The 25,319-nt window shown below is 71.6% G+C and carries 20 protein-coding genes; 7 read left to right on the top strand and 13 right to left on the bottom strand.

The features are described from left to right. Window positions 1-24 precede the first annotated feature (24 nt). Complete coding sequence (locus O7613_RS07975; RefSeq protein ID WP_281583400.1) at window positions 25-381, top strand: nitroreductase/quinone reductase family protein; 357 nt, start codon at window positions 25-27, stop codon at window positions 379-381. Between the two features lie 6 nt (window positions 382-387). Here O7613_RS07975 and O7613_RS07970 read toward each other — a convergent pair whose 3' ends face one another. Both O7613_RS07970 and O7613_RS07965 read right to left on the bottom strand, forming a co-directional pair. Then, window positions 388-1,056 (bottom strand): uridylate kinase, encoded by a 669-nt coding sequence (locus tag O7613_RS07970; RefSeq protein ID WP_282293022.1) that lies wholly within the window; start codon window positions 1,054-1,056, stop codon window positions 388-390. 77 nt (window positions 1,057-1,133) lie between these two features. Further along, a complete protein-coding gene (locus tag O7613_RS07965; RefSeq protein ID WP_282293020.1) occupies window positions 1,134-1,754 on the bottom strand; it encodes an NAD(P)-binding domain-containing protein in 621 nt (206 codons plus the stop codon). 85 nt (window positions 1,755-1,839) lie between these two features. Between O7613_RS07965 and O7613_RS07960 the strand changes: the two genes are divergently transcribed. Then, entirely contained in the window at window positions 1,840-2,220 is a 381-nt protein-coding gene (locus O7613_RS07960) for a helix-turn-helix domain-containing protein (protein WP_282293019.1), read from the top strand. Between the two features lie 458 nt (window positions 2,221-2,678). Here O7613_RS07960 and O7613_RS07950 read toward each other — a convergent pair whose 3' ends face one another. The 4 genes from O7613_RS07950 to O7613_RS07935 form a co-directional block, all read right to left on the bottom strand. Beyond that, window positions 2,679-2,879 (bottom strand): hypothetical protein, encoded by a 201-nt coding sequence (locus O7613_RS07950; protein ID WP_282293017.1) that lies wholly within the window; start codon window positions 2,877-2,879, stop codon window positions 2,679-2,681. 120 nt (window positions 2,880-2,999) lie between these two features. Then, entirely contained in the window at window positions 3,000-4,196 is a 1,197-nt protein-coding gene (locus O7613_RS07945) for a helix-turn-helix transcriptional regulator (RefSeq protein WP_282294506.1), read from the bottom strand. A gap of 143 nt (window positions 4,197-4,339) precedes the next feature. Further along, the gene (locus O7613_RS07940) at window positions 4,340-5,125 is read right to left on the bottom strand and encodes an alpha/beta hydrolase (protein ID WP_282293016.1); all 786 of its coding nucleotides are present in this window, start codon (window positions 5,123-5,125) and stop codon (window positions 4,340-4,342) included. A gap of 102 nt (window positions 5,126-5,227) precedes the next feature. Further along, on the bottom strand, window positions 5,228-6,223 hold the full coding sequence (locus O7613_RS07935) for an aldo/keto reductase (RefSeq protein WP_282293015.1): 996 nt from the start codon (window positions 6,221-6,223) through the stop codon (window positions 5,228-5,230). Between the two features lie 113 nt (window positions 6,224-6,336). Between O7613_RS07935 and O7613_RS07930 the strand changes: the two genes are divergently transcribed. Continuing rightward, on the top strand, window positions 6,337-7,176 hold the full coding sequence (locus O7613_RS07930) for a helix-turn-helix transcriptional regulator (protein WP_282293014.1): 840 nt from the start codon (window positions 6,337-6,339) through the stop codon (window positions 7,174-7,176). Window positions 7,177-7,612: 436 nt separating this feature from the next. After that, window positions 7,613-8,113 carry a hypothetical protein gene (locus O7613_RS07925; RefSeq protein ID WP_282293013.1) on the top strand — a complete coding sequence of 167 codons (501 nt, stop codon included), beginning with the start codon at window positions 7,613-7,615 and terminating at the stop codon, window positions 8,111-8,113. Between the two features lie 42 nt (window positions 8,114-8,155). On the opposite strand, the gene O7613_RS07920 is transcribed toward O7613_RS07925, so the two are convergent. Further along, window positions 8,156-9,967, bottom strand: a complete 1,812-nt coding sequence (locus O7613_RS07920) for an acyl-CoA dehydrogenase (RefSeq protein ID WP_282293012.1) — start codon at window positions 9,965-9,967, stop codon at window positions 8,156-8,158. A 149-nt stretch (window positions 9,968-10,116) separates the two neighbouring features. Here O7613_RS07920 and O7613_RS07915 point away from each other — a divergent pair, with 149 nt between their 5' ends. Next, window positions 10,117-11,472: a VCBS repeat-containing protein gene (locus O7613_RS07915; protein ID WP_282293011.1), complete on the top strand. Its 1,356-nt coding sequence runs from the start codon at window positions 10,117-10,119 to the stop codon at window positions 11,470-11,472. Here O7613_RS07915 and O7613_RS07910 read toward each other — a convergent pair. Further along, on the bottom strand, window positions 11,460-14,918 hold the full coding sequence (locus O7613_RS07910) for a BTAD domain-containing putative transcriptional regulator (RefSeq protein WP_282293010.1): 3,459 nt from the start codon (window positions 14,916-14,918) through the stop codon (window positions 11,460-11,462). The two genes, O7613_RS07915 and O7613_RS07910, sit on opposite strands and share 13 nt — an antisense overlap. Window positions 14,919-15,108: 190 nt before the next feature. Here O7613_RS07910 and O7613_RS07905 point away from each other — a divergent pair, with 190 nt between their 5' ends. After that, entirely contained in the window at window positions 15,109-16,458 is a 1,350-nt protein-coding gene (locus O7613_RS07905) for a hypothetical protein (protein WP_282293009.1), read from the top strand. A gap of 56 nt (window positions 16,459-16,514) precedes the next feature. Here the strand turns inward: O7613_RS07905 and O7613_RS07900 are convergent, their stop codons facing one another. The 5 genes from O7613_RS07900 to O7613_RS07880 all read right to left on the bottom strand — a co-directional run bounded on the left by O7613_RS07900 (window position 16,515) and on the right by O7613_RS07880 (window position 23,992). Beyond that, on the bottom strand, window positions 16,515-17,981 hold the full coding sequence (locus O7613_RS07900) for an ATP-binding protein (protein WP_282293008.1): 1,467 nt from the start codon (window positions 17,979-17,981) through the stop codon (window positions 16,515-16,517). A 67-nt stretch (window positions 17,982-18,048) separates the two neighbouring features. Then, window positions 18,049-19,221: an alanine--tRNA ligase-related protein gene (locus O7613_RS07895; protein ID WP_282293007.1), complete on the bottom strand. Its 1,173-nt coding sequence runs from the start codon at window positions 19,219-19,221 to the stop codon at window positions 18,049-18,051. Window positions 19,222-20,037: 816 nt separating this feature from the next. Continuing rightward, window positions 20,038-21,591, bottom strand: coding sequence for a glycosyltransferase (locus tag O7613_RS07890; protein ID WP_282293006.1), 1,554 nt, complete (start codon window positions 21,589-21,591; stop codon window positions 20,038-20,040). A 155-nt stretch (window positions 21,592-21,746) separates the two neighbouring features. After that, window positions 21,747-22,886 (bottom strand): acyl-CoA desaturase, encoded by a 1,140-nt coding sequence (locus O7613_RS07885; RefSeq protein ID WP_282293005.1) that lies wholly within the window; start codon window positions 22,884-22,886, stop codon window positions 21,747-21,749. Between the two features lie 14 nt (window positions 22,887-22,900). Then, entirely contained in the window at window positions 22,901-23,992 is a 1,092-nt protein-coding gene (locus O7613_RS07880) for a ferredoxin reductase (RefSeq protein WP_282293004.1), read from the bottom strand. Window positions 23,993-24,076: 84 nt separating this feature from the next. Here O7613_RS07880 and O7613_RS07875 point away from each other — a divergent pair, with 84 nt between their 5' ends. Beyond that, window positions 24,077-25,303 (top strand): helix-turn-helix domain-containing protein, encoded by a 1,227-nt coding sequence (locus O7613_RS07875; RefSeq protein WP_282293003.1) that lies wholly within the window; start codon window positions 24,077-24,079, stop codon window positions 25,301-25,303. Window positions 25,304-25,319 lie beyond the last annotated feature (16 nt).

The following is a 25,319-nucleotide window of genomic DNA, read 5'->3' as shown; positions in this document are numbered from 1 at the left end:
CGGTCGAGGTCGGATCATCGGCGCATGTCGGTGACGGACGAGGCGCGGCGGGCACTGGATCGGCAGCAGACGGTGGACATCACCACCATCGGGCGGCGCAGCGGCCAGCCGAAGCGAATGGAGATCTGGCGCTACCGGGCCGCCGGCCGCTACTGGCTGACCGGTAGCCCGGGCGCGCGTGACTGGTACGCCAACCTGCTCGCGCATCCCGCGTTCACGCTGCACCTGACCGGCCTGGACCTTCCGGTACGCGGGCGCGCGGTGACCGACCCGGACGAACGGGCCCGCGTGTTCGGGGAGATCGTCCCGACGCTGGACTGGGCCGGCAGCCTGGAGAGCTGGCTCGCCGGAAGCCCGCTCGTGGAGATCGAGCTGACCTGATCGCGGTCAGCGGATCTCCCAGGCCGGCCGCCGCGGTTCGTCGTTGTGCACGATGATGTCGGCGTACGCGGTCGGGCGGGCCGTGGCGACGTAGAGCTGCTGGGCGGGGATGTACCGCTCGCGCCAGCGCCGCTCGACCTCGGCCCGGGCGGACACCTGGCGCTCCCGGATCACGGCACGCTCCACGATGGTGTCGAGCGCGGTCGACACGAGGACACGCAGGTCCCACCGGTCGATCAGTTCCGGGCGCATGAGGAAGACACCGTCGAAGAGCAGCACCGCGTCGGCCGGCGCGGTCCGGATCGGCGGGGACAGCACGGTGTCCCCAGCGTGGTCGTAGACCGCGTGTTGGAAGCGTCGGTCTCCCCCGGGCCCGAGTGGATCGAGCAGGACCCGGTTCAACGCGCCGTGGTCGTGGGCGTCGCGGTAGCAGCCCTCGGCCGAGAACTCACCGCGCGGATAGCGCCGCGCCCGCGGGACCAGAAAGTCGTCGACAGTCGCGCGGATGACGTCGCGGCCCTGCTCGCGCAGGACCGCAGCCAACTCGTCGGCGAGCGTGGTCTTGCCGGCGGCGGGCGGTCCGTCGACGGCCACCCGCGTCGGATGCCCGACGGCGACGGATCCGACCGCCTCGGCCAGGCAGCGCAGCAGATCATCGCGAATGCCGTGCTCCATGCTCCGCCCTCCGCGACGACCGCCTCTGCTCGTCCACCGTAACCGCCGCGCCGGCGTGCCGCCGGCCCGGACGCCGCCTACGGAACCGCCGGGATGGCCGACTGCGGGTCGACGCCGGCGAAGGCGAGCGCGATGACGAAACCGGCCGCCTCCTCCAGTTGGCGTGCCCGGTCCAGCCCGCCCACGACGGCGGGAACGCCTCCGACATCGCGTACGAGCGAGCCGACGAGTTCCAGTGATCGTGGATCGTCCCCGCACATCGCGACCGTCGCCGGCTCCGACCCGGGCGTCGTCCAGCGTGTCGACGGAAAGAGGTGGAACGCCTTGACCACGTGGGCGCCCGGGGCTAATTCGGCAACGTGCTGGGCGATCGCGCGTCCGGGTTCGGTGCGCAGCACGCCGATGCCGTGCTCCACCGCGTTCGTGGGATCAATAAGTGCTTTTCCGACAAGCGATCCGGCGGGCGCGCCGGCGGCCGTGAGGATTTCGGCGATGCCCTCCCAGTGCACGGAGAGAAGGACGACGTCGGCGTTCGCGGAGATCTCGGGCAGCCGTCGGGCCCGAGCTCCCGATGCCGTCGCCGCGGCCTCCGTACGCTCGGGCGAGCGACCGCCGATGCTGATGTCATGTCCGGCCCGGGTCCAGGCGGTGGCGAGCGCTGTGGCGAGAGTTCCGGTGCCGAGGATTCCGATACGCATGGCCTCGGACCGTAGCGAGACCGGCGCGAACCGATCGGAACGTCACACACCGCCAGGTGCGCGTCGGCGATGGCACGATGGCCGGATGTCTCGTGACGACGATGGCGGGTGCTACGACTTCGTGGCGGACTGCCGGCTGCGGATGGGAACGGACCTGTTCACGCATCAGTGGGATCCGGTGGTGCTTGCCGCTCTCACCGTCGGCCCGCAGCGCCGCCGCGCGCTACGCGCCAACATCGGCGGCATCAGTGACAAGGCGCTCACCGAGTCGCTCCACCGGCTCGTCGCCGGCGGCCTGGTCGAGCGGACGTCCTACGCCGAGGCGCCCCCGCGCGTCGACTATGCGTTGACGCCTCTGGGGCGGACCTTCGCCGACGGACCGATGCGCGCGCTCGTCGACTGGGTCCTTCGGTACGGCGACGAGTTTTTCGAGGCGCAGGAACGGATACGCATGACCGGCACCTGACGGACCGTTCCTGCGGCGGACCGGTCTACCCAGCTTGTGTTGGCGCACCTGCTCGCCCCACACCGCCTGGTCGTAGTCCGGCCCCGGCGCGATCCACCGATGCGACCCGTCGCTGTAGTGGAACTTCTCATCCCCCGCCCGCAACACGCTCACCGCAACCACCCCAGGAAGCGCCGGTGCAACGCCCCGGCCGGTGCCCAACCCAGGTCCGCCGTCGCCCGCACGAACTGCGCGCCCATGTACAACGCCAAAGGAAAAAGGCGCACCCTCGAACTCCTCCCGTAACTCCCGCCGCCGCGTCGCGCACGGCCACGGTCCGTCGCACCCACCGCACGTCCAGACCGGCAACACCGGCCCGTGCGCGCTCACCCCCGCACCCCCAGAAAGCGGGCCACGCCCGCCCGCGCCATCTGCCAACAGAGGTACGCCGCCAGCCGGGATCAACCGCTCGGGCGCACTCACTCCGCATGCTCCGGCTGCTCGGCCGAGCGCGCCTCACGCAGTTGCCGCGCCTGGTCGAGCAGCCGCTGCTGCGCCGCCCTCTGTTCGCGTTCCTGATGTCGCTGCCCGGAAGACGACGGCAACACCGACCGCCGATGCAACAATCGCGACAGCTTGACCGCACCCGACCACGTCACCGCTTTCGCTCCCTCGCTCACGTTCAGGGACGCGACACGGACTCCTCAACCGGTCTACGTTGAGACGTCACCGTCGCAAGTGACTTTGACGTTACGAATAGTGAGGAGTGCCGGCGGGGAGAGTTTGTACCCGAGGGAGGGCTACCCCTGCATCCCGATCGCGAGCGCCAGCTCACGCGCATCTTCCCCGACCGTGCCCGGACGGTTCGACAGTTCGAGAGCGGCTGCCCGGGCGTAGGGGTTGTGCCGCACCGTGTCGACGCTTTCTCGCAGCGCGCGGCCGAGCAGATGGATCGCCGCCACCTCGCCTCGGTCAAGCAGATGCGCCCGCGCGGCGTCGATCAGCGCGGCGGCACGTCGGGTGTGCGACGGCAGCGCCGAGTAGTTCGCGCTGTCGGCCCGCCTGACCGCCTCGCCGGGCCGACACAGGTCCGTCTCGATCGTGACGGCGTACGCCGCGCACGCTGCCGGCCCGAACATCAGCCACGGGTGGGCATACGTGCTACCGAGCCGGCTCGCCGCATGCTCAGCCGCGTCCCATGCTCGCCACGCCTGACCCGCCCTGCCCGCCTTGCTGTGTCCCAGCGCGACGCCGAGCTGCGCCTGCCCCCACCGGGCCAGCTCTTCCCCACCCCGAGCCGGGTCGAGCGGAGCTGCGGCGTCGAGCAGCAGATGCTCGGCGAGGTCAACCTGGTTGGAGCCTCGGTAGACGTGCGCGTAGTACCAGGCGGCCACCGCGATCGCCGCAGGATCGTCGGCGTCCTGAGCCGCCCTCATGGCCCGGTCCGCGGCGACCCACACCAACTCCGGGTACGGCTGGTGGGCCAGATACAGCTGCGCAAGGTGGTAGACGCGCGCCAGCTCGATGAGGGCCTGCCGGCGCTCCTGCCCCGCCAAGTGCCGGACGCTCCGCTGCGCGTCGGCCAGCAGGCTGGGCAGCACGCCGGCGACGGCCGAGCGCTCGACGGTCGATCGGTGCCACAGCTTCCACGCCTGGTCGACCAGTCCTTGCAGTATGTCGACCCGCGTAGGCTCACCGGTCGCCGTCGCTGACCGCTGCATGGCGGAGGCTACGGCGTCGATGTCAGGGTGGCCGGCGCGCGTCACCGATGCCACCGGCAACGACTGGTCACCGGTCAGGTCCGCCAGGTCGGAGATGTCCAGCACCTCGGCCAGCCGGAGAAGCATCGGCAGTCGGGGCGGGAGAAGGCGGCCGTTCTCCAGGGCCTTGACCCACTCGGCGCTGCGACCGACGAGTCCACCCAGGACAGCCCGGGTCTTGCCGGCGCGCTCCCGGAAGGCGCGGAGGCGGGCACCGAAGGTTGCGGAATCGGTCATCATCGCCTCCCAGGTAACGGCCGGCCACCGGCTGCTGCTCCGGAGTGCCGCCACCATCGACGGTACTCGCTCAGCAGGCTCATCGCGCCCACCATGACCGCACGACACGGCCTCTCCGGCTGGTAATGCACCCGCGAAAGGCGTCAATGAGATCGTCGCCCGGCGATCCGGTCGAGGAGGAACTGCGCGGCGGCGTCCATGACGTCGCCAAAATGACCGCCGTGGCCCGGGTAGTGAAAGCCGTGTCCGGCGTGTGCGTACTCGATAAGCGTGCACTCGTTGCCGACTCCCGCCATCGCGTCCCGGAACCGCCGCACCACGTCGATCGGCTCGACCTCGTCGCGGGTGCCGTGGTGGATCTGCATCGGCGGATGCCCCGTCCGCACGAATTCAATGAGCGAATACTCGGCCAGCCGGCCCGGCGCGATGCCGATCTGCTGTTCGAGGCGGCGGCGCACGGCCGGGTCGAGGGAGCGCAGATCCAGTCCTGCGGGATTGAGGGCGACCACGCCCGCGACGCCCGGCCCCGGTGCCGCGGCGGACGACTCCACGCTCATCGCCGCGACGAGCGCGAGATGAGCCCCGGCCGAACTGCCGCCCGAGGCCAGGTGGCGCGCTTCGAGCCCGCGCGACGCGGCCAGCAGGCCGAACCGCTCGACCGCGAGCCGCACGTCGGCGAGGCAGTCGTCGATGCTGACCGCGCCACGACCGAGTAGCCGATACCCGGCGGAGACGGCGAAGATCCCGTGCGCGGCCAATCGCCGGCAGTGCGGGGCGAGCCCGGCCGCCGATCCCTCGCGCAGGGCGCCGCCGTGGAACAGGACGACGCCCGCGCGAGGTTGCGTGCCGTCGCCCGGCTCGAAGACCAGCAACGGCAGCTCACTACCGTCGGCGGCACGAAACCGCATCGTCGACTCGACCTGACTCATCGATCCGACCCTATGCCATAGGCGTTCCGTCGCCCGCCGCCAGACTGCCGGGCTCACGCGCGGTGGCGGTGGGGCGAGCACCGGGATCCCGCCCGGCCGGCGTCAGTTGCCGGCGCCGAGGTTGGCCATCATCGCGGCGGGGTAGCGGTCGCCGTGTGCCGAGCCGGCCGGCACCGCTTTCTCGATCTCGGCCAGGTCGTCCGCGGAGAGTGTCAGGTCGGCGGCGGGCAGGGCCTCGTTCAGGCGATCGCGGGTACGGGCGCCGACGAGCGGGACGATATGGTCGCTCTGGGCTGCCACCCACGCGATCACCAGTTGGGCCACGGTGCAGCCCTTCTGCTCGGCCACCCGCCGCAGCGCCTCCACCAGGGTCAGGTTGTGCTCGACGTTGTCGCCCGAGAACCGTGGCATCCGGCTTCGGTTGTCGCCCGGCCGCGGTGCGGCGCTCTTCCAGTGCCCGGAGATCAGTCCTCGGCCCAGGACGCCGTACGCGGTCATCCCGACACCCAGCTCTCGCAGCGTCGGCAGTACGTCGGTCTCCACCCCGCGCGAGATCAGCGAGTACTCGATCTGCAGGTCGGCGACCGGGTGCACGGCGTACGCCCGGCGGATCGTCTCGGCGCGCACCTCGGAAAGGCCCACGTGCCGCACGTATCCGGCCTCGATCATCTCTTTGATCGCGCCCACCGTGTCCTCGATCGGCACGTCCGGGTCCTGTCGCGCCGGCCGATAGATGTCGACGTAGTCGACACCCAGCCGGGTCATCGAGTGGATCAGGAAGTTCTTCACCGCCACGGGCCGGCTGTCCTGTCCGAGGAAGCCGCCCCCCGGTGCCAGGAGCGCCCCGAACTTGACGCTCAGCACGTAGCTTTCCCGCGGCCGACCGCGCAGCGCCTCGGCCAGCAGCATCTCGTTGTGCCCGGCGCCGTAGTGGTCACTGGTATCGATAAGCGTGAGCCCTGCCTCCAGCGCCGCATGCACGGTCGCGATGCTCTCGGCACGGTCGGAGACGCCGTACACACCGCTTGTCATCCCCATCGCGCCCAGACCCAACGCGCCGACGGCCGGACCTGTCGTTCCCAACGTTCGTTTCCGCATGTCCCCACTCTGCTCCCGGTTGCCGACGGCCGGGAGCGGACCGCTCATCGTGGGAGCGCCACTCCCTGCTTCGACCCTCGCACGCGGGGCAGTCGCCGGGGAACATGGAGAACATGCAGCGTGAGCAACTTGCCGACTTCCTGCGCCGCCGCCGCGAGGCCATCCGTCCCGCCGCCGTGGGCATCGCCGACGGTCCCCGCCGCCGCATACCGGGCCTGCGGCGTGAGGAGGTCGCGATGCTGGCCGGCATGTCGGTGGACTATGTCGTACGCCTTGAGCAGGGCCGCAGCAGCCAGCCCTCCACGCAACTGCTGGGCGCCCTGGCCCGCGCTCTGCGCCTGTCCGACGACGAGCGCGACCACCTGTTCCGCCTGGCCGGCCACCAGCCCCCACCTGCGGACGGCGTGGCCCGACTCGCCCGCGCGGGCCTGCTCCGCATGCTGGACCTGCTGGGCGACACGGCCGCGCTTGTCGTGTCCGACCTGGGAGAGGTGCTGGCGCAGACCCCGACCGCCAAGCTGCTGACCGGCGATCACACCGGTTTCACCGGTGATCGGCGATATCTCGCATACCGCTGGTTCGCCGAACCCCACTCCCGCCCCTTCCACCCGCCCGAGGAGCAGGAGGGTCATTCCCGCCAGATGGTGGCGGATCTGCGCGCCGTTGCCGGCCGACGTCCGGGCGACCCGACGGTGACCGGCCTGATCGCCCGCTTGGAGGCGGCGAGCCCCGAGTTCCGACGGCTGTGGGCCGAGCACGAGGTCGGCGTACGGCGGGCGGATCGCAAGACGTTCGTGCACCCCCGCGTCGGGCCGATCGCGCTGGACTGCGAGACGCTGGTGACCCCCGACCTGGGCCAGGAGTTGCTGGTGTTGACGCCCGCCGACGCCGGGTCCCGCGAGCGCCTCGACCTGCTGCGCGTGCTGGGCACCGAAGAGTTTCCGGTCGGCTGACCGGCGGGGATGCCAACGCACCGCGGACTTCCCGGCGATCCACCATCAGCCGGTGCAGTCACGGCACCCAGCGTGGACAGAGCCGAATTTCGGCACCGCCCACTCAGAACCACGTCTCCCCGCATGTATCGCGCCCTCCACGACCGCACGACCGGCCACGTCATCTGGCAATGCACCCTGGAAGGCGGAACATCTGTCGATGATCCGACAGCAGCTCAAATTCCCGGATGGAAGAATCAGCCGGCAAGCGCCTCGGATCTCTTAAGGACGCAGTGAGACCGAATGACTGACAGGAAAGAACCGCCCCCGCCTCCTCCAGCTCCTCCATCATCACCACCGCCAACATATCCACCCATTCCGCCATCGCCGACCCGAGACGACCCGCCGGTGAAGTTTTAGGCCGGTCGTAAATCGCATCCAACAGAGGACAAGACGCGTGAGTAGCGAGTCGGCCGGCGATGTGGTTTCCTCATTCATCGAGAAGCAGTTGACCACCGAGCGCGCGACGAAAGCCTCTCTTGAAACCCGCGGGCTCGCCGTGATCACCTCCGCAGGTACTCTCACGACGTTACTGCTGGCACTTTCGGCCCTCGTTGCTCAACGTCCCGCCTACGCGCTTCCCGGAGGAGCATGGGTTCCGATCTCTGTCGCCGCCACGGCGTTCCTCCTCTCGGCCGTCGTGGCGGTGTACAGCAATGCACCCATGAAGTCGATGACCGTCGCCCCAGCTGCCTTCAAGGAACACCTGACAGACAAATATTGGGGCGCCCCGAAGAGTGAGGCGGTTCGGGCTGTCGCAAATAGCCAGCTAATATTATTGGGCGCGGTCCAGAATCAAAACAAGAAGAAGGCGCTCATCTTGATGGCGGCAATCATTGGGGAGACGATAGGCGTCATCGCGATCGGGGTGACCGTTATCATGCTAGTGACAGTATGAAGTTCCCAGGCGGCCCAGCCCTCGCGCCGCCACCTCATCCGCTCAGAACCACGTCTCCCGCATGTCCAGCGTGGTGCGGTCCAGGCTCTCCAACAGGTCGAACTGGGCCGTCACCGTGGACAGCTCCCATCGGTAGAAGTAGCGCGCCGCCGCCCGCTTCCCGGCGCAGAACTCGTCCGCCGGTGACCCCGACGCCTCCACCGCCAGCACCTGCTCCAGCCACATCCACGCGATCACCACGTGCCCGACCGCCTCCAGATAGACCGAAGCGTTCGCCAGCGCCAGCTCCGGGTCACCGGGTGCCCACAACCGCCGCGTCACCACCGCGATCCGGTCCACCGCCGTGGCGAGCCGCCCGGCCAGGTCGGCGGCGAACCCGTCCGCCTTCCAGGCCCGGTCGGCGGTGGCCCGCATGGTCTCCAGCAGCAGTTCCAGCGCCGCGCCGTCGCGCATGGTGACCTTGCGGCCGAGCAGGTCGAGGGCCTGGATGCCGTGGGTGCCCTCGTGGATGGCGTTGAGCCGGTTGTCCCGCCAGTGCTGCTCGACGTCGTAGTCGCGGGTGTAGCCGTACCCGCCGTGCACCTGGATGGCCAGGTCGTTGGCGGCCAGGCACCACTGAGACGGCCAGCTCTTGGCGATCGGGGTGAGCAGCTCCAGCAGCAGGTGCGCCCGCTCCCGGTCGGCCTCGGCGGGCGCGGTCTTCTCCTCGTCGAGCAGCCGTCCGCAGTAGAGGACGAGCGCGAGCGCGCCCTCCACGTAGCTCTTCTGGGCCAGCAGCATCCGGCGTACGTCGGGGTGGGCGATGATCGGCACCTGCGGCGCGGTGGGGTCCTTGTCGGCCACCGGGCGGCCCTGCGGCCTCTGCCGGGCGTACGCGACGGACTTCAGGTAGCCGGTGTAGCCGAGCGCGGTGGCGCCGGCCCCGATGCCGATGCGCGCCTCGTTCATCATGTGGAACATCAGCGCCAGCCCGTGGTGCGGCATGCCGACCAGGTAGCCGACCGCGCCGGCCCGCCCGTACGGCCGGTGCACGCCCTCGCCGAAGGTCAGCAGCGTGTTCGTGGTGCCCCGGTAGCCGAGCTTGTGGTTGAGCCCGACCAGCACCACGTCGTTGCGCGGGCCGAGCGCGCCGTCGTCGTCGAGGAGCACCTTGGGTACGACGAACAGGGACAGGCCCTTCACGCCGGGCGGCCCGCCGGGGATGCGGGCCAGCACCAGGTGGACGATGTTCTCGGCCAGCTCGTGGTCCCCCGCGGAGATCCACATCTTGGTGCCGGTGAGCCGGTAGGTGCCGTCGTCCTGCGGCTCGGCGCGGGTGGTGAGGTCGGCCAGGGAGCTGCCGGCCTGCGGCTCGGACAGGCACATGGTGCCGAAGAACCGGCCCGCCACCATCGGGCGGACCCAGGTGTCGACCTGCTCAGCGCTGCCGTGGGCGAGCAGCAGGTTGGCGTTGCCGAGGGTGAGGAAGGGGTACGCCGAGGTGCCCACGTTGGCGGCCTGGAACCAGGCGAACGTGGCGGCGGCCACCGCGTGCGGGAGTTGCATCCCGCCGACCGACTCGTCGAGCGTGGCGGCGAACAGGCCGGTGCCGGCGAACGCCTCCAGCGCGGCCTTGACCTGCGGGATGGTGCGCACGTGTCCGCCGTCGACGGTGGGTTCGCTCGTGTCGGCGGCGCGGTTGTGCGGGGCGAAGCGTTCGGCGGCGACCCGTGCGGCGAGGTCGAGCACCGCGTCGAACGTCTCCCGGGAGTGCTCGGCGTAGCGGGGCCGTTCGGTCAGCCGGGTCACGTCCAGCCAGTCGTACAGCAGGAACGCCAGGTCACGGCGAGACAGCAGCAGGTCGGACGACGACAACGGGGTTCCTTCCGTCGTACCCGGATACGGGATCGGTCCGGGAAGTCAGGTGCCAGCCGTCCGTCAGGGGCGTGCCTGAGTCTGACCGCAGGCCGGGTCGACCCGGACCCGGCCGGTAGTTGGATTCCTCGGCGAACGGATTACCACCTGTGGACAACGTTCTCTCGAAAGTATCGCCCATCTGCGCCGCGTTCGCGCTGGCCACGCTGATCGGCGCATCCCCCGCCCTCGCCGCGGAGGCGGCCCCGGCGCCGGACCTGCCGCCGGCGCTCGCCCCGCTCACCGCGCTCTACCAGACCGCGGCGTGCGACCCCGACGGTCCCACCGGGGCCGACGGTACGCTCGCGACCCAGCTCAACTCGCGGTTGAACGCCGACATGCGCGGCTACATGTCGGCGTATCGCGTCTCCTGCGCCCGGGAGGTGGTCGAGGCGGTGCGGGACCGAGGGCTCTCCTCCCGCGCGGCGGTCATCGCGATCACCACCGTGATCGTCGAGACCCACCTGCAGAACATCAGCGAGGAGGTGGACCACACCAGCCTCGGCCTGTTCCAGCAGCAGGAGTGGTGGGGCACCCGGGCGCAGCGGCTGAACCCGGACTACGCCACGAACGCCTTCCTCGACGCGATGGTGCGGAAGTATCCCAGCGGGAGCTGGGCCAGCGCCCCGATCGGCGAGGTCTGCCAGGCGGTGCAGGTGTCGGCCTATCCCGACCGTTACCAGGCGCAGGCATCGGACGCGCAGATCATCGTCGACAGCCTCTGGAATGTCCCCGCCCCTCGTCTCGAGGACATTCCGGTGTCGGGTGACTGGAACGGCGACGGCACCGACACCGTCGGCGTCTACCGCCCCTCCAACTCCACCTTCTATCTCCGCGACACCAACAGCGGCGACGCCACCCGCGTCTTCAAATTCGGCCACGGACCCTCCGGCGACATCCCCGTCGCCGGTGACTGGAACAACGACGGCAAGGACACCGTCGGCGTCTTCCGCCCCGGCAACTCCACCTGGTACCTCACCAACGGCACCACCACCACCGACGCCCAGTTCATCTTCGGCCACGGCGGATCCGGCGACATCCCCGTCGCCGGCGACTGGAACAACGACGGCTACGACTCCGTCGGCGTCTTCCGCCCCGGCAACTCCACCTGGTACCTCACCAACGGCACCACCACCGCCACCAACAACACCGACTACGAATTCAAATTCGGCCACGGACCCTCCGGCGACCAACCCGTCGCCGGTGACTGGAACAACGACGGCACAGACACCCCCGGCGTCTTCCGCCCCAGCAACTCCACCTGGTACCTCACCAACGGCACCACCACCACCGACCACCAGTTCATCTACGGCCACGGCGGATCCGGCGACATCCCCGTCACCGGCGACTGGAACAACGACAACACCGACACCCCCGGCGTCCGCCGCCCCGACAACAACACCGTCTACCTCCGCAACACCAACAGCGCCGGCCCGGTAGACATCCAATTCATCTACGGCATCTGACCGACACCCCCCAACCGGCGGGACCCGGACACCACCGGGTCCCGCCGCCGTGGTGACCGGGCCAACCGCGCCTCGATCGCCTCGCAGGCGCGCTCCCGGTCCGGTAGCGGCGTCGTCCCGAGCAATTCGCGAAGCGCCTTGCCGTGCCGACCGGCCGTCTCCGTCTCACCCAGACAGATCGCCGCTCGGGCCTGCACGATGAGGGCGTCGGCGTGCAGTGGCCGGTAGGCGTTGCGCGAGGCGATCCGGAGCGCCTCCGTCCCGGCCCGATATGCCTGCTCGGCGGCGTCGCTCAGCAGGGCCGCTTCGGCGACGCCGATGGTCGACTGGCACTCGAAGTATTGAAAGCCGCGGCTCCGGCTGATCGACAGACTCTCGATGAACCGGGCTTGGGCCTCCTCGACGGCGCGGCTGCCGAGCAACGCGTACCCCAGGGTGTTGAGGGTGGCCGCCTCGGCCCGCAGGTTGCGCTGTTTGCGAGCGAGCCGCAACGCCTCGGCGGCGTTGTTCACCGCGGGCACCCATTCGTGCAACTGGCGGTCGAGTTGGCTCAGCTCGTCGAGCACCGACAGCTCGCGCAGGGTCGAGCCGGTACGTCGGTAGTAGTCGAGCGCGGCTTCGAAGTGGGCACGGGCCGGCTCGAAGTCTTCCATCTGCCGCAGGACCATCGCCAGGTTGTGCCGGTTCGCCATCGCCGACAGGTGCCGCGCCGACCTCTCGTTCAACCGTTGGGCCGCCTTCAGGTGGTCGGCCGCCTCGGTGAGTTGCCCCCGTTCGTGGCACAGGGTGCCCAGGTCGTTCAACGTCACCGCCCGCACGTGATGGAACTCCGGACCGCCGCCGAGATCCAGTGCCCGCTGGTAGAGCTCCTGTGCCTCGGCGGGCCGACCCAGCTCGGCCTGGACGAGCCCGAGGTTGTGCGACAGGTATGCCTCGCCGACGTGCCAGCCGCTGGCGCGGGCGGCGGCGATGCCCCGGCGGTAGTCGTCGGCGGCGAGGTGGTGCTTGCCGGCCGCCCAGTGCGCCTGCCCGATGGTCTGGTGCATGGCGGCCTGGGCCCGCACGTCACCCGCGGCCTGCGCGGCGGCCAGCCCGGCCGCCCCGCTCGCGAGCCAGGCGACCAGGTCGCCCGAGACGAAGAAGTAGCCGCGGAGCTGGTCGGCCAGCTCCCACGACCGTGCGCCGTGCCCGTCCGCCGGTGCGGCTTCGACGGCGGCGATGAGGTTGCCCACCTCCTCGCCGAGCCACGCCGTCGCGGCATCGACGTCGGGGAACGGGTACGGTGTCGGCTCGACGTCGATCGGCAACCGCACCATGTCGGCGTAGACCAGGCTCATCGCGGAGGCGGTCCGCGCGAGATACCAGGTGTAGAGGCGGCCCAGCGCGGCGGCGCGGTCGACGGATGCCCCCCGGGTCTCACCGTCCCGCAGCGCATAGAGTCGCAGCAGGTCGTGGTAGCGGTAGCGACGGTCCGCGTCGCCGGGCTGGAGCAGGTTCTCCGCGACGAGGTGGTCGAGCGCCGCGCGGACGGCCCGCGGCTCGACGCCGAGCAGCGCGGCGACCGCGTCGGCCGAGAAGCTCTCCCCCGGGATCAGCGCGGCCGTGCCGAACACCTCGGCCGCCGTCGGCGGCAGGTCACGGCAACTGATCGCGAAGCTGCTCGTCACGGTGCGGTCGCCGAGGCTCAGTCGGGCGAGCCGCGACCGCTCGTCGGTGAGTCCCCGCACCACCTCGGCGATCATGCTCTCTCGGCGGCCCGCCAACCGGCCCGCCACCAGCCGCACCGCGATCGGCAACCGGCCGCACGCCTCGACCAGCGCCTCGGCGTCCCGACGCTCGGTCCGGACGCGGGTCTCCCCCAGCGCTGCCCGCAGCAGGCCCAGTGCCTCCGTCGGCGTGAACACCGCCAGGGGCGTCGCGCCGGCGCCGTCCAACTCCTCGCACCGGTTACGACTGGTGACAAGCACCGCGCTTCCGCCCGGACCCGGCAGCAGCAGGCGGACCTGGGCGGCGTTGTGCGCGTTGTCGAGCACGACAAGCACCCGCCGGTCGGCGAGGACGCTCCGGTAGAGCGCGGCGGCCTCCCGCTCGTCGCCGGGGACGGACCGCGCCTCGACGCCGAGCGCCCGCAGCAGCCGGGCCAGGGCGTACGCCACCGGTACCGGCCGGTCGTCGCTGCCACGCAGGTCGATGTAGAGCTGACCGTCCGGGAAGTCGCGGCGCACCTCCCAGGCCGCCATCAGGGCGAGGCTGGTCTTGCCGACACCGGCCATGCCGGAGATGACGTGGACGGCGGGTGATCCGCCACGCGGATAGCGCAGCGCCCGCTCGATCCCCCGGAGTTCGTCGGCGCGTCCGCAGAAGTCCGCCGGTGGCGCCGGGGTCTGCCGCGGCGTGACCGCACCGCCGCTCACCGAAGAGGTGCCGGCAGCGCGAACGTGCTCTCCGCTGACCACGGCCTGCCGGGCCTCGACCAGCTCGGCGCCGGGATCGATGCCCAGTTCGTCGGCGAGCCGGCGGCGGACGCTTTCGAACGCCTCGATCGCGGCGGCCTGCTGGCCGCAGGCCGCGAGCGCGACCACCAACCGCGCGTGCAGCGACTCGTGCCACGGGTACCGCCCGGCCAGGCGGCGCAGGAGTGGGAGGACCTGGCGTTGTTCGCCCACCACCTCCCCGAGTCGCGCCAGCCGGACGGCGATCTCCACGCGTTCCTCGGCCAGTGCCGTGACCAGCGGGTCCCCGGAGAGTTCCGGCACGTCCTGGACGACGTCGTCACCGCGCCACATGGTGGAGGCGTCGAGGAGCAGGTCGAAGGCGCGTCGGGGCGGGATGGTCGGCGCCGCGGCCTCGGCCACGCGGGACCGGTAGGCCACGAGATCGAGTTGCTCGCCGTCGACGTGCAGCCGGTAGCCACCCGAGTCGAGGGTCACCGTGGGCGTCGGGTCGGGTTGGCGCCTCGGCTCCAGCAGACGACGGATCCGGCTCACATGGGTCTGCACCACGTTGGCCGCCGACGGCGGTGGCCGCTCCCCCCACAGCAGGTGGATCAGCTCGTCCCGGTTGACCGGCCGGCCGGGTTCCAGCGCGAGGCGGGCCAGCACGACACGGTGCCGGCCGGCGCGGAGATTGACGGGCCGACCGGCACGGGTGACGAGCAGCGGCCCCAGCGCCCAAAGTCGGGCCGGGCCGGGCGCCTCGACCCGGGCGCGCTGCGGCGGCCGGGCGAGCTGGGTGAACCGCTCGCGGTCCTCGTGGTGCAGCCCCAACGCGTCCGCGAGGGCGCGCAGTGAGCGGCCCCGCGGCCTCCCGCTGCGCCCCTGTTCGAGGTCGCGTACCACACCGACGCTGACCCCCGCCTGGTCCGCGAGGTCGGCCTGGGTCAGGCCACGGCCGACCCGCGCGCTCCGCAACAGGTCACCCAGGCCCTCATGTCTACGATCGTCCATTTCTGACTCCCCCGTGTTCGGACGGATCGTAGTACGAGGTCCACTACAGGTTCTGTCCCTCCAGCGGTACGTCAGGAGCGCTCTCCACACTCGTCAGCAGGCGGGCGGCAGCTCGCCGACACGGGAGGAGAACACATTGCACTCATCCGCTCGACGGCGCGCGTCACTGGCGCGCCGTACCCTGGTGCCGGTGGCCGTGCTGGCCGCGACCGTGGTCGCGATGCCGATGCCGGCATCGGCCGCGCTCGACAGCACGGCGGCGCGCCTGGCCGCCACCACCGTGCCGGGCGACCCGGCGCTGCCCGAGTACCCCGGCCTGTCCCCGCGTCAGGGGGCGGCCGCCGCGGTGAGCACCACACCGGTGCCCTGCGACAGCAACGGCTCGGACAAGGACATGCGTCGGTCGGACGCGGTCAGCCGGGCCCGAAGCTGGCTCAGCGTGGGTGGCGTCCCCTACAGCCAGAGTCGCTGCTACAAGAACCAGTACGGTGACTACCGCACCGACTGCTCGGGCTTCGTCGCGATGGCGTGGGGTCTCGGCGGATCGGGAAGTTCCTTCTGGACCGGAAACCTGGACACCCGGTCGCACACGATCCCACGCGCCGACCTGGCGCCGGGCGACGCTCTGCTCCGGCACACCGGTGACCCCAGCGAGAACCACGTGGCGCTGTTCGTGAAGTGGGGCAACTCCGCGCACACCGAGCCGGTGGTCATCGAGCAGACGGGCAGCGCGGACACCATCGAGCGCACCTGGAGTTCCAGCTACGCCGGCCTCTACACCCCGGTCCGCTACGACAACATCCTGGAGGACGTGTCCCCGGAGGACATTCCGGTGTCGGGTGACTGGAACGGCGACGGCACCGACACCGTCGGCGTCTACCGCCCCTCCAACTCCACCTTCTATCTCCGCGACACCAACAGCGGCGACGCCACCCGCGTCTTCAAATTCGGCCACGGACCCTCCGGCGACATCCCCGTCGCCGGTGACTGGAACAACGACGGCAAGGACACCGTCGGCGTCTTCCGCCCCGGCAACTCCACCTGGTACCTCACCAACGGCACCACCACCACCGACGCCCAGTTCATCTTCGGCCACGGCGGATCCGGCGACATCCCCGTCGCCGGCGACTGGAACAACGACGGCTACGACTCCGTCGGCGTCTTCCGCCCCGGCAACTCCACCTGGTACCTCACCAACGGCACCACCACCGCCACCAACAACACCGACTACGAATTCAAATTCGGCCACGGACCCTCCGGCGACCAACCCGTCGCCGGTGACTGGAACAACGACGGCACAGACACCCCCGGCGTCTTCCGCCCCAGCAACTCCACCTGGTACCTCACCAACGGCACCACCACCACCGACCACCAGTTCATCTACGGCCACGGCGGATCCGGCGACATCCCCGTCACCGGCGACTGGAACAACGACAACACCGACACCCCCGGCGTCCGCCGCCCCGACAACAACACCGTCTACCTCCGCAACACCAACAGCGCCGGCCCGGTAGACATCCAATTCATCTACGGCATCTGACCGACACCCCCCAACCGGCGGGACCCGGACACCACCGGGTCCCGCCGCCGTGGTCGTCAGCCGCGGCCCAGCCCGGCAACGGCCTCCCGCAGGTCGCCCTGGTCGATCGGGGCCGGCGGCGCGCCCTCCGTGGCCTCCCGTAGTGCCTTGGCGAGTTGCACCCGGCGTAACGCCTCGCGCAGGTCCGCGCCGGTGAGCCCGGCCGTGTCCACGGCGAGGGCGGCGGGGTCCACGTCGGCGGCGAACATCCGAAAGCCGGGCCGCTCGTGCCGGTCGATCAGCTCCCGGATCATCTTGGTGAGGATCTCCGCGCGGCCGGACTCGTCCGGCGCCGGAATGGCGATCTTCAGGTCGAAGCGGCCGGAGCGGATCAGCGAGGCGTCGACACGCTGCGGAAAGTTGGTGGTGGCCACCACGATGACGTCGGGGTTCTCCTCGAACAGCGTGTTCATCTCCTGCTTGAAGATGCCGGCGACCGCGTTGACCGCCTGGCTCGCCGCGTCGCCGCCCGCGCCCGCGTAGCTGATGATCGAGTCGAACTCGTCGAAGAGCATCACGGTGGGCCGGCGGTAGCGGCGGGCGTCGCGGAAGATGCGCTTGATGTTGCGCTCCGAGCCGCCGAGAAACTTGTCCAGGATCTCCGGGGTGCGGATCTCCACGAAGTCCGCGCCGACCTCGTTCGCCAGGGCCCGGGCAAGCATGGTCTTGCCGGTGCCCGGCGGGCCGTACATCAGGATGCCCTGCGGCCGGCGCGCGCCCCAGCGGGCCATCGCCTGCGGATGCCGGAACGACACCGCCACCTCGCGGAACCGCGCGACCACGTCGGCCAGGCCGCCGACCTGGTCGAGGGTCACCGTCGCGCTGCGCGGCCCGGCCACCGCCACCGTTCGCCGCCCCACCAGGTACGTCCGCCCGCGCAACACGGTCGGCTCCACGTTGTCGCCGGTCAACTCGCGGACGGCCTGGAACACCACGCCGAGCAGCGCGCGCAGGTGCTCCGGACCGACGTCGGCGCTCGGCACGTCGACGCGGATGCGTACCGTGCCGTTGTCCTGGTCCACGCGGGGACGCAGGCCGGCGGCCTCGGCGGCGCGCAACACCTCCCGGCCGGCCGGGTCGCGTGGCGGCGCGACGAGCGCGGCGCCGGCGGGGCGCAGCCCGAGCCGGCGGCCCGCACCGGCCGCCGCCCGGCCCACCGCGGCGGCCGGGCCGTCCCCGCCCGCGGCGAGCCGCTCGGCGAGCAGCAGACCGACCGGCCCGGCCAGCCCGAGGGCGAGCAGACCGGCCGGCGCGGCCTCCACCCGCAGGTACGCCTCGAAGCGGTGCACCGGCTGCCCGTCGGCGATGTCGGCACGCACGGTGCAGCGGACCTCCCGCACCGGGGTGGGGAAGTCCGCGCCGGCCAGCAGTTCCACCGGCCCGTCCGCGGCGGCGGCGAGCAGCCCGGCCGGGTCGACGATGCGCACCTCGGTGCCGAGCAACGACACCGTCTCCTCGTCCGTCCGCACCTCGTACCCGGTCATGGGTCCTCTTCCCTCGCCGCGACGTGTGCTGTCGAGTCTGGCACCGGTCGGGCGGGCCGGCCACCGCTCAACCGGCGTCGGCGAGCAGGCCGTCGACCAGGTCGCGGGGCAGCCCGTGGGTGTCGTGCAGCCAGTGGTAGTCGCGTTCGGTCAACGGACCCCGCGCCCGGACCCGGTCGACGAGAGGTCGGCCGCGCCGCAGCAGCCCGCGGAACCGGTGCTCCTCGTCGCACAGCAGCTCGGGCAGCGGGCCCGGGTCGACCGGCTGGCGGAACCGGCGCATCGTGTCCGCGTGGAGGGTCACCGGCAGGTCGCCGAGGCTCCGCGTCGGGTCGTCGCGCCACAGCACGGTGAGCGCACGGCGCAGCAGCCGGCGCAGCACGTACCCCCGGCCGGTGTTGCCCGGGCGTACCCCGTCGCCGAGCACGACCACCGCGGCGCGCAGGTGGTCCGCGACCACGCGCAGGTCCGTGCCGGCCAGGTCCCACCGGTCGCGGACCGCGCCCGCCCACGGGCCCAACCCGTCGCCGGTGAAGACGGACCGGTCGCCGCGCAGCACCATCTCCAGCCGCTCCCGCCCCATCCCGGTGTCGATGCTGGTCAGCGGCAGCCGAGTGAGCCGACCGTCGGGGTGGCGGTGATGGCTCATCTGCACGTGGTTCCACACCTCCACCCAGCGGTCGTCGCCGCTCGGGCGGCCGGTCGGCAGGCCGTCACCGGTCCACACGAAGATCTCCGAATCCGGCCCACAGGGGCCGGTCGGCCCGTTGGACCACCAGTTCTCCTCGCCCAGCGCCTCCACCGGCACGCCGAGCGCGGTCCAGGTGTCCCATGCGGTCGCGTCCGGGTCGAGGTGGTCGTCGCCGCCGAAGACCGTCGCGTGCAGCTTCCGCGCCGGGATGCCGTAGCCGTCGGTGAGCAGCTCGAAGCCCCAGCGCAGGCTGGTCGCGATGTCGTAGTCGCCAAGCGACCAGGAGCCGAGCATCTGGAACGCGGTCAGGTGGGTACGGTCGCCGACCTCGTCCAGGTCGGTGGTGCGCAGGCACCGCTGCACGTTCGCCAGTCGCCGTCCGCCGGGGTGCGGGCGCCCCAGCAGGTACGGCGTGAGCGGGTGCATGCCGGACGTGGTGAACAGCACCGGGTCGCCCGGCGGCGGCAGCAGGGAACTCTCCGGCGCGTCCCGGTGACCGAGGCGGTGGTAGTGGTCTTCGAAGATGCGGGTGATCTCGTCGGATGTCATGGCGGGCGCCTTCCGGGTATGGGCGTCCGGACGGTCCGCAGCGGTGGCGTGACACGACAAAGCCGGCGGACCGTTTCCGGTCGCCGGCGATGGGTGAGGCAGGTCAGGCGGCGGCAACCGGCGAGCGGAAAGCTCGCGCGGTCGCGGCGGTGATGGTTCGCCAACTCTGCATACCCGCAACGGTAACCCACCCCGCCACCCCCGCCCACCCCTTTTCCCTGCCCGCCCGCCCCACCCTGCCCTGCCCTGCCCTGCCCTGCCCTGCCCTGCCCTGCCCTGCCCTGCCCTGCCCTGCCCTGCCCTGCCCTGCCCTGCCCTGCCCTGCCCTGCCCTGGTGATCATGAAGTTGACGGTCATGAGGGCCTGATTTGTCGCCGCCAACTTCATGGTCAAGGGTCGACGGCCGGCGTCACGACTGCGTGATCGATGTTCCGGGCGAGATCTTGGAAGGAGAGGGCCCCTGGAGGGGCACTTTCCTTCCAAGTCACCTGGTCTCGTCGGGACGCCGCGCAGGCGTGAAAACGGGCAACCGGCCGCACGGTGGCCTGCTCTCCGGCCGGGTCTCGTGCGAGGAAACGCGGGCGGTGATCGTTTGGCCATGATCAACACCAGTTCGGTGAAGTGGGGGCATCGCCGGTGGTCGGATACCGCCACATCACCGAACTGGCGCCCGGCCTACCGACGTCTCCCGAGCACCGCGGGCATCAAGACGGCCAAACGGGTGCAAGCTGGGTCTGTTTAACGGTCAGATCTGTCCTACTCCCGGGATGTGGGAGGAATTGTTGGCAGGTGGGAGCAGTGCGGCGGGGCGAGCGATCAGGGGGTCGGGGTCGGAGCGGGAGTCGGGGTGAGCAGGCGGTGGTAGAGGGCGTTCAGGCGCTCGGCCTGGGACTCCCACGTCCAGGTGGGCAATGGGGAGTCCGGTCCTTCGTAGGCGGCGCGGTAGCGGGCCGGGTCGGCGAGCACCGCCCGGATCGCTCGGGCGAGGTCGACCACGTCCCGGGCGCGGAACACCTCGCCCTGGCCGGTGGCCCGGACCGTGTCGGCCATGGTGCGGACGTCGCTGACCACGATCGGCAGCCGCGCGTGCGCGTACTCGAAGAACTTGGTGATCAGCGCGATCTCGTGGTTGGGCCAGTGGTGCAGCGGGATGAGGCCGACGTCGGCCCCGGCGAGGAACGCGACGAGCTGCCGGTGCGGCACGTACGGCAGCACGTGCACCCGGTCGACGACGCCGTGCCGGGTGGCGCGGGCGACGACCTGGCGAACGTATCCGGCGGCGGGGTCGGCGACGACCAGGGCCAGGTGTACGCCGGGCAGCCGGGTCAGCGCCGCGACGACGGTGTCCACGCCACGCTGCACGGCCATCGCCCCGCTGTAGACGAGCAGCGGCGTGTCGGCGGTCAGGCCGCAGCGGTTCCGCAGGTCGGGTGCGGGCCCACCGGCTGCGGGTTCGGCGGCGGTGACGTGTGCCGGCTCGGCGACCGGGGCGTTGAGCACGACGGTCGGGCGTTCGGGCAGGTCGTGGTCGCGGATCAGTAGGTCGGCGAGCGTGTCGGAGACGGTCACGACCGCGTCGGCGTGGCCGACGTACTCCCGGACGTAGCCCAGGTGGGCGGGCAGCCAGCGGGCGTCGTCGCGGCGGGGCCGGGCGCCGGGCAGCCACTCGTGGGCGTCCCAGACCAGTTTCACGACCCGCCCCTGGGCGCGGGCCCGGTCCACCGCGCGGGCGGCCACGCCGAGCATCCGGAAGTCGTGGGCGTGGATCAGGTCGGGGCGCAGCTCGTCGATGACCGGGCCGGCGAGCCGCTCGTACGCCCAGAGGCCGGGCTCCAGCCGGCGCCAGGCCCGGTCGCCGAGCCGGGCCTGCCAGTAGCGGACCTGCGCGTGCTCGACCGGTCGTCGGGCCAGCCGGGCGGCCCGCAACGCCAGCCCACCGCGCGCCACCAGCCGCCGCCGCAGGCCGCGCGCGCCACCACGCAGGACGGTCGCACCGACTCGACCGGCGCTCGCCGCGCCCGCGTCGTGCCGGCCGGCGGGCGCGTCCGGCGGCAGCACCCGCATCCCGGCGGGCGCGTCCGGCGGCAGCACCCGCATCCCGGCGGGCGCGTCCGGTGGCAGCACCCGCACCTCGGCGGGCGCGTCCGGTGGCAGCACTCGTACCCCGGCTGGCGCGTCCAACGGCAGCACCCGTACCTCGGCGTCGCCGAGCCGCCAGCGGCGCTCGGCGTCGACGTGGGCGCAGCCGAGCAGCGTGACGTCCCAGCCGGCGGCGGCGGCGGACCGGGCGGCCTTCTGCACCCGCGAGTCGCCCTCGACCGCGTTGTCGACGAGCATCACCACCCGCCGCGTCACGGTGTCGCGCTGCATCGGCCACCACACCCCTTCACCCTCGCCGGCCCGACCGGCGCGAGTGTACGGGGACGCGGGACCGCCCCGGCGATCACGGAATGCGGCCTGAGCTGGGAAGACACCGAACGTGCAGGTGGCCGCGGGCGGAAGTTCACCCGCCGTGCACGTGCCGGTCAGGCGGCGCCGGAGGGGACCAGCGGACCCGGGGCGACCGGCTGCCGGCGGTCGCGCCGGTTGGGCAGCGACAGGCGGATGACCTTCCACCAGGCGGAGGCGACCTGCTTGGGCAGCGGGCCGGTGGTGTAGCGCAGCCCGTACCTGTCGAACAGCGCCCGCACCTGCGGGGCGATCTCCTGGTAGCGGTTGCTCGGCAGGTCGGGGAAGAGGTGGTGCTCGATCTGGAAGGACAGGTTCCCGGTCATGATGTGCAGCAGGCGGGGGCCGCTGATGTTGGCGGAGCCGAGCATCTGCCGCAGGTACCACTCGCCGCGCGTCTCGCCCTCGATGGAGGTCTTCTCGAACGTCTCCACGCCGCTCGGGAAGTGCCCGCACATGATCACCGAGTGGCTCCACACGTTGCGGATCAGGTTGGCGGTGAACGTGGCGGCGAGCGTGGACAGGAACGACGGGCCGGACAGCAGCGGGTGGATCACGTAGTCCTTGAGCACCTGGCGGCGGATCTTGCGGCCGACCGCCTTCGCCTTGGCCCGGAACGTCGGGTCCTTGAGCCGCTTCTGCTTGAGGTGCTCGCCCAGCTCCAGGTCGTACGCGGCGATGCCGTACTCGAAGAAGGCGGCGTTGAGCAGGTTCCACACCGGCTGGCCCAGATGCATCGGGTGCCACGGCTGGTCCTCGTCGACGCGCATGATGCCGTACCCGAGGTCGTTGTCCTTGCCGACCACGTTGGTGAAGCGGTGGTGCAGCTCGTTGTGCGACTGCTTCCACTGGGCGGCCGGGGAGACGTGGTCCCACTCCCAGGTGGTGGAGTGGATCTTCGGATCGCGCATCCAGTCCCACTGGCCGTGCAGGATGTTGTGCCCGATCTCCATGTTGTCGAGGATCTTGGCGACCGTGAGGCCGGCCGTGCCGACGATCCAGGCCGGCGGGAACAGCGAGAAGAGCAGCACTGCGCGGCTGCTCATCTCCAGCGTCCGCTGGGTCTTGATCACCTTGCGGATGTAGCGGGCGTCCCGCTCGCCCCGGTCGGCGATGACCCGGTCCCGGATCGCGTCCAGTTCCTTGCCGATGATCTCGATGTCCTCGGCGCTCAGGTGGGCGATCGGGTTGTCGGCCTTCTTCTGGATCACGGTCACGTCGGTGGCTCCTGTCAGAGATCGATGTCGCAGGTACCGGCGGCGGCCGACACGCAGGTCTGGATCCGTACGCCGTCGCCCGGCACTGCCGTGGTGACGTCGCCGTTGCGCAGGTCACGCACCGCGCCCTGGCGCAGCGGCACGACACAGCCGAAACAGATCCCCATCCGACAGCCCGAGGGCATGAGCACCCCCGCGTTCTCCCCCGCGTCGAGCAGGGTGCTGGCGCCGTCGGCCTGGACGGTCACCCCGGCCCCGGTGAAGGTCACCGTGCCGCCGTCGCCAGGCGTTATCACCGTGGGACGGAACCGCTCGGTGTGCAGCAGATCGGCGGCGCCCCGGGCCGCCCAGTGCGCCTCGGCCGCGTCCAGCAGGCCCAGCGGCCCGCAGGCCCAGGTGTGCCGCCGGGCGTGGTCGGGCACCAGCTCGTCCAGCTCGGCCACGTCGAGCAGGCCGGCGGTCTCGGTGTGCCGCTCCACCAGGCGGAGCGCGCCGCGCCCGGCGAGCGCGCGCAGTTCCGCGCCGAAGATGACGTCGTCGCGGGTCGGCGCCGAGTGCACGAGCACCACGTCGGCCCGTTCGGTGAGCCCGGCCCGCAGCATCCCCATGACCGGGGTGATGCCGCTGCCGGCGGTGAGGAACAGGACCCGCTCCGGGGTGACCGTGGGCAGCACGAAGTCGCCCTGCGCCTGGTCGAGCTGGACGATCGTGCCGGGCCGGATCCGGCGGACCAGGTGGTTGCTGACCTTCCCGTCCGGGATCGCCTTCACGGTCACGGCGATGCGGCCGTCCGGCGCGCCGGGCATCGAGGTGACCGAGTACGCGCGCCACTGGCGCACCCCGTCGACGTCCACGCCGAGGCGCACGTACTGCCCCGGCAGGTGGCCCCGCCAGCCACGACCCGGCTGGATCACCACGGTGGCCGCGTCCCGGGTCTCCGGGCGGACGGCGACGACCCGGCCGCGCAGCGGCGCGCCCGCGCGCAGCGGGGCGATCAGGTCGAGGTAGTCGTCGGGCAACAGCGGGGTGGTGACCGTGCCGGCCAGCCGCAGCAACCTGTGCCGGAAGGAGACCTTCTGGGAGCGGCGGGGCGCAGTTGTGGTCATATGACCAGCGTGGCTGCGCAATCGCATAACATCTTGACCAGCAAAGGTGAAACGGTCACGGTTTTTTGTTCGGAGGGTACAAACATGTCGCAGGAGGCCGGGACCGGGCAGCGTGCCGCCCATCTCGATCTCGACGCCGGCGTGGCGGCCATGCTGCGCGATCGGCTGCCGACGGTCGCCGAGCGCACGGTGAGCGCGATCACCGCCGAGGTGTCCGACTATTCCGGCGCGCTCACCGGCGCCATGCGGGAGAAGATCGAAAAAGCGGTACGCATCGCGCTCGGCACCTTCCTCCAGCTCCTCGAGGGCACCCAGGCGTACGACCCGAGCACTCCCCTGGCACCGGCGCTGGAGGCAGCGTACGCGCTGGGCAGCGGCGAGGCCCGGTCGGGGCGGAGCATGGACGCGCTGCTGGCCGCGTACCGGGTGGGCGCCCGGGTGGCCTGGCGGGAGGTCTCCACCACGACGGTACGCAGCGGGCTGGCCGCCGAGACGGTGGCCGAGTTCGCCGAGCTGATGTTCGCGTACATCGACGAGTTGTCCGCGGCGAGCGTCGCCGGGCACGCCGACGAGCTGGCGAGCGCCGGCCGGGTGCGCCGCCGTGACCTGGAGCGGCTCACCCAGCAGCTGCTCGCCGGCGAGCCGGAGGAGTCGCTGCGGCGCAGCGCCGACCGGGCCGACTGGCCGCCGCCGCAGACGCTCACCGTCGTCCTGCTGCCCCGCCGGCACCTGCGCGCGGTGCTCGCCCTGCTCAACCCGCAGACGCTGGAGAGCGGCGAGGACCTGCCGGGGATGAGCCCGGCCGAGGACCTGGCGGTGCTGCTGGTGCCGGACGCACACGGCGGCCGGCGTCGCCAGCTCGTCCGGCTGTTGCACGGGCACCGGGCGGTGCTCGGCCCGGCCCGCCCCTGGCACCGGGTCGCCGCGTCCTACCAGCGGGCCACCCGCGCCCTCGCGCTCGGCCTCGACGCGCCGGACGCCGGGCCGGTCGACACCGAGCGTCACCTGTCCACGTTGCTGCTCAGCATGGACCCGGAGGCGCTCGCCGACCTGCGTACCCAGGCCCTCGCGCCGCTTGCCGCGCTGCCTCCGGCCACCGCGCACCGGCTCGCCGAGACGCTGCGGTCGTGGCTGCTGCACCAGGGCCGTCGCGACGACGTGGCGGCGGACCTGTTCGTGCACCCGCAGACCGTCCGCTACCGGATGGGCAAGCTCCGCGAGCTGTTCGGCGACCGCCTGCTCGACCCCGCGACGGTCCTCGACCTCACCATCGCCCTCGCCGTCCCGGAGCAAGGCGGGGCCCCCGCTTAACGCCTCCGGCAGAGGC

This window comes from Micromonospora sp. WMMD975 (assembly GCF_029581215.1).
GTDB lineage: Bacteria > Actinomycetota > Actinomycetes > Mycobacteriales > Micromonosporaceae > Micromonospora.
The sequence above is the reverse complement of the archived record's forward strand: the minus strand, read 5'-3'. Positions and strand labels throughout refer to the sequence as shown.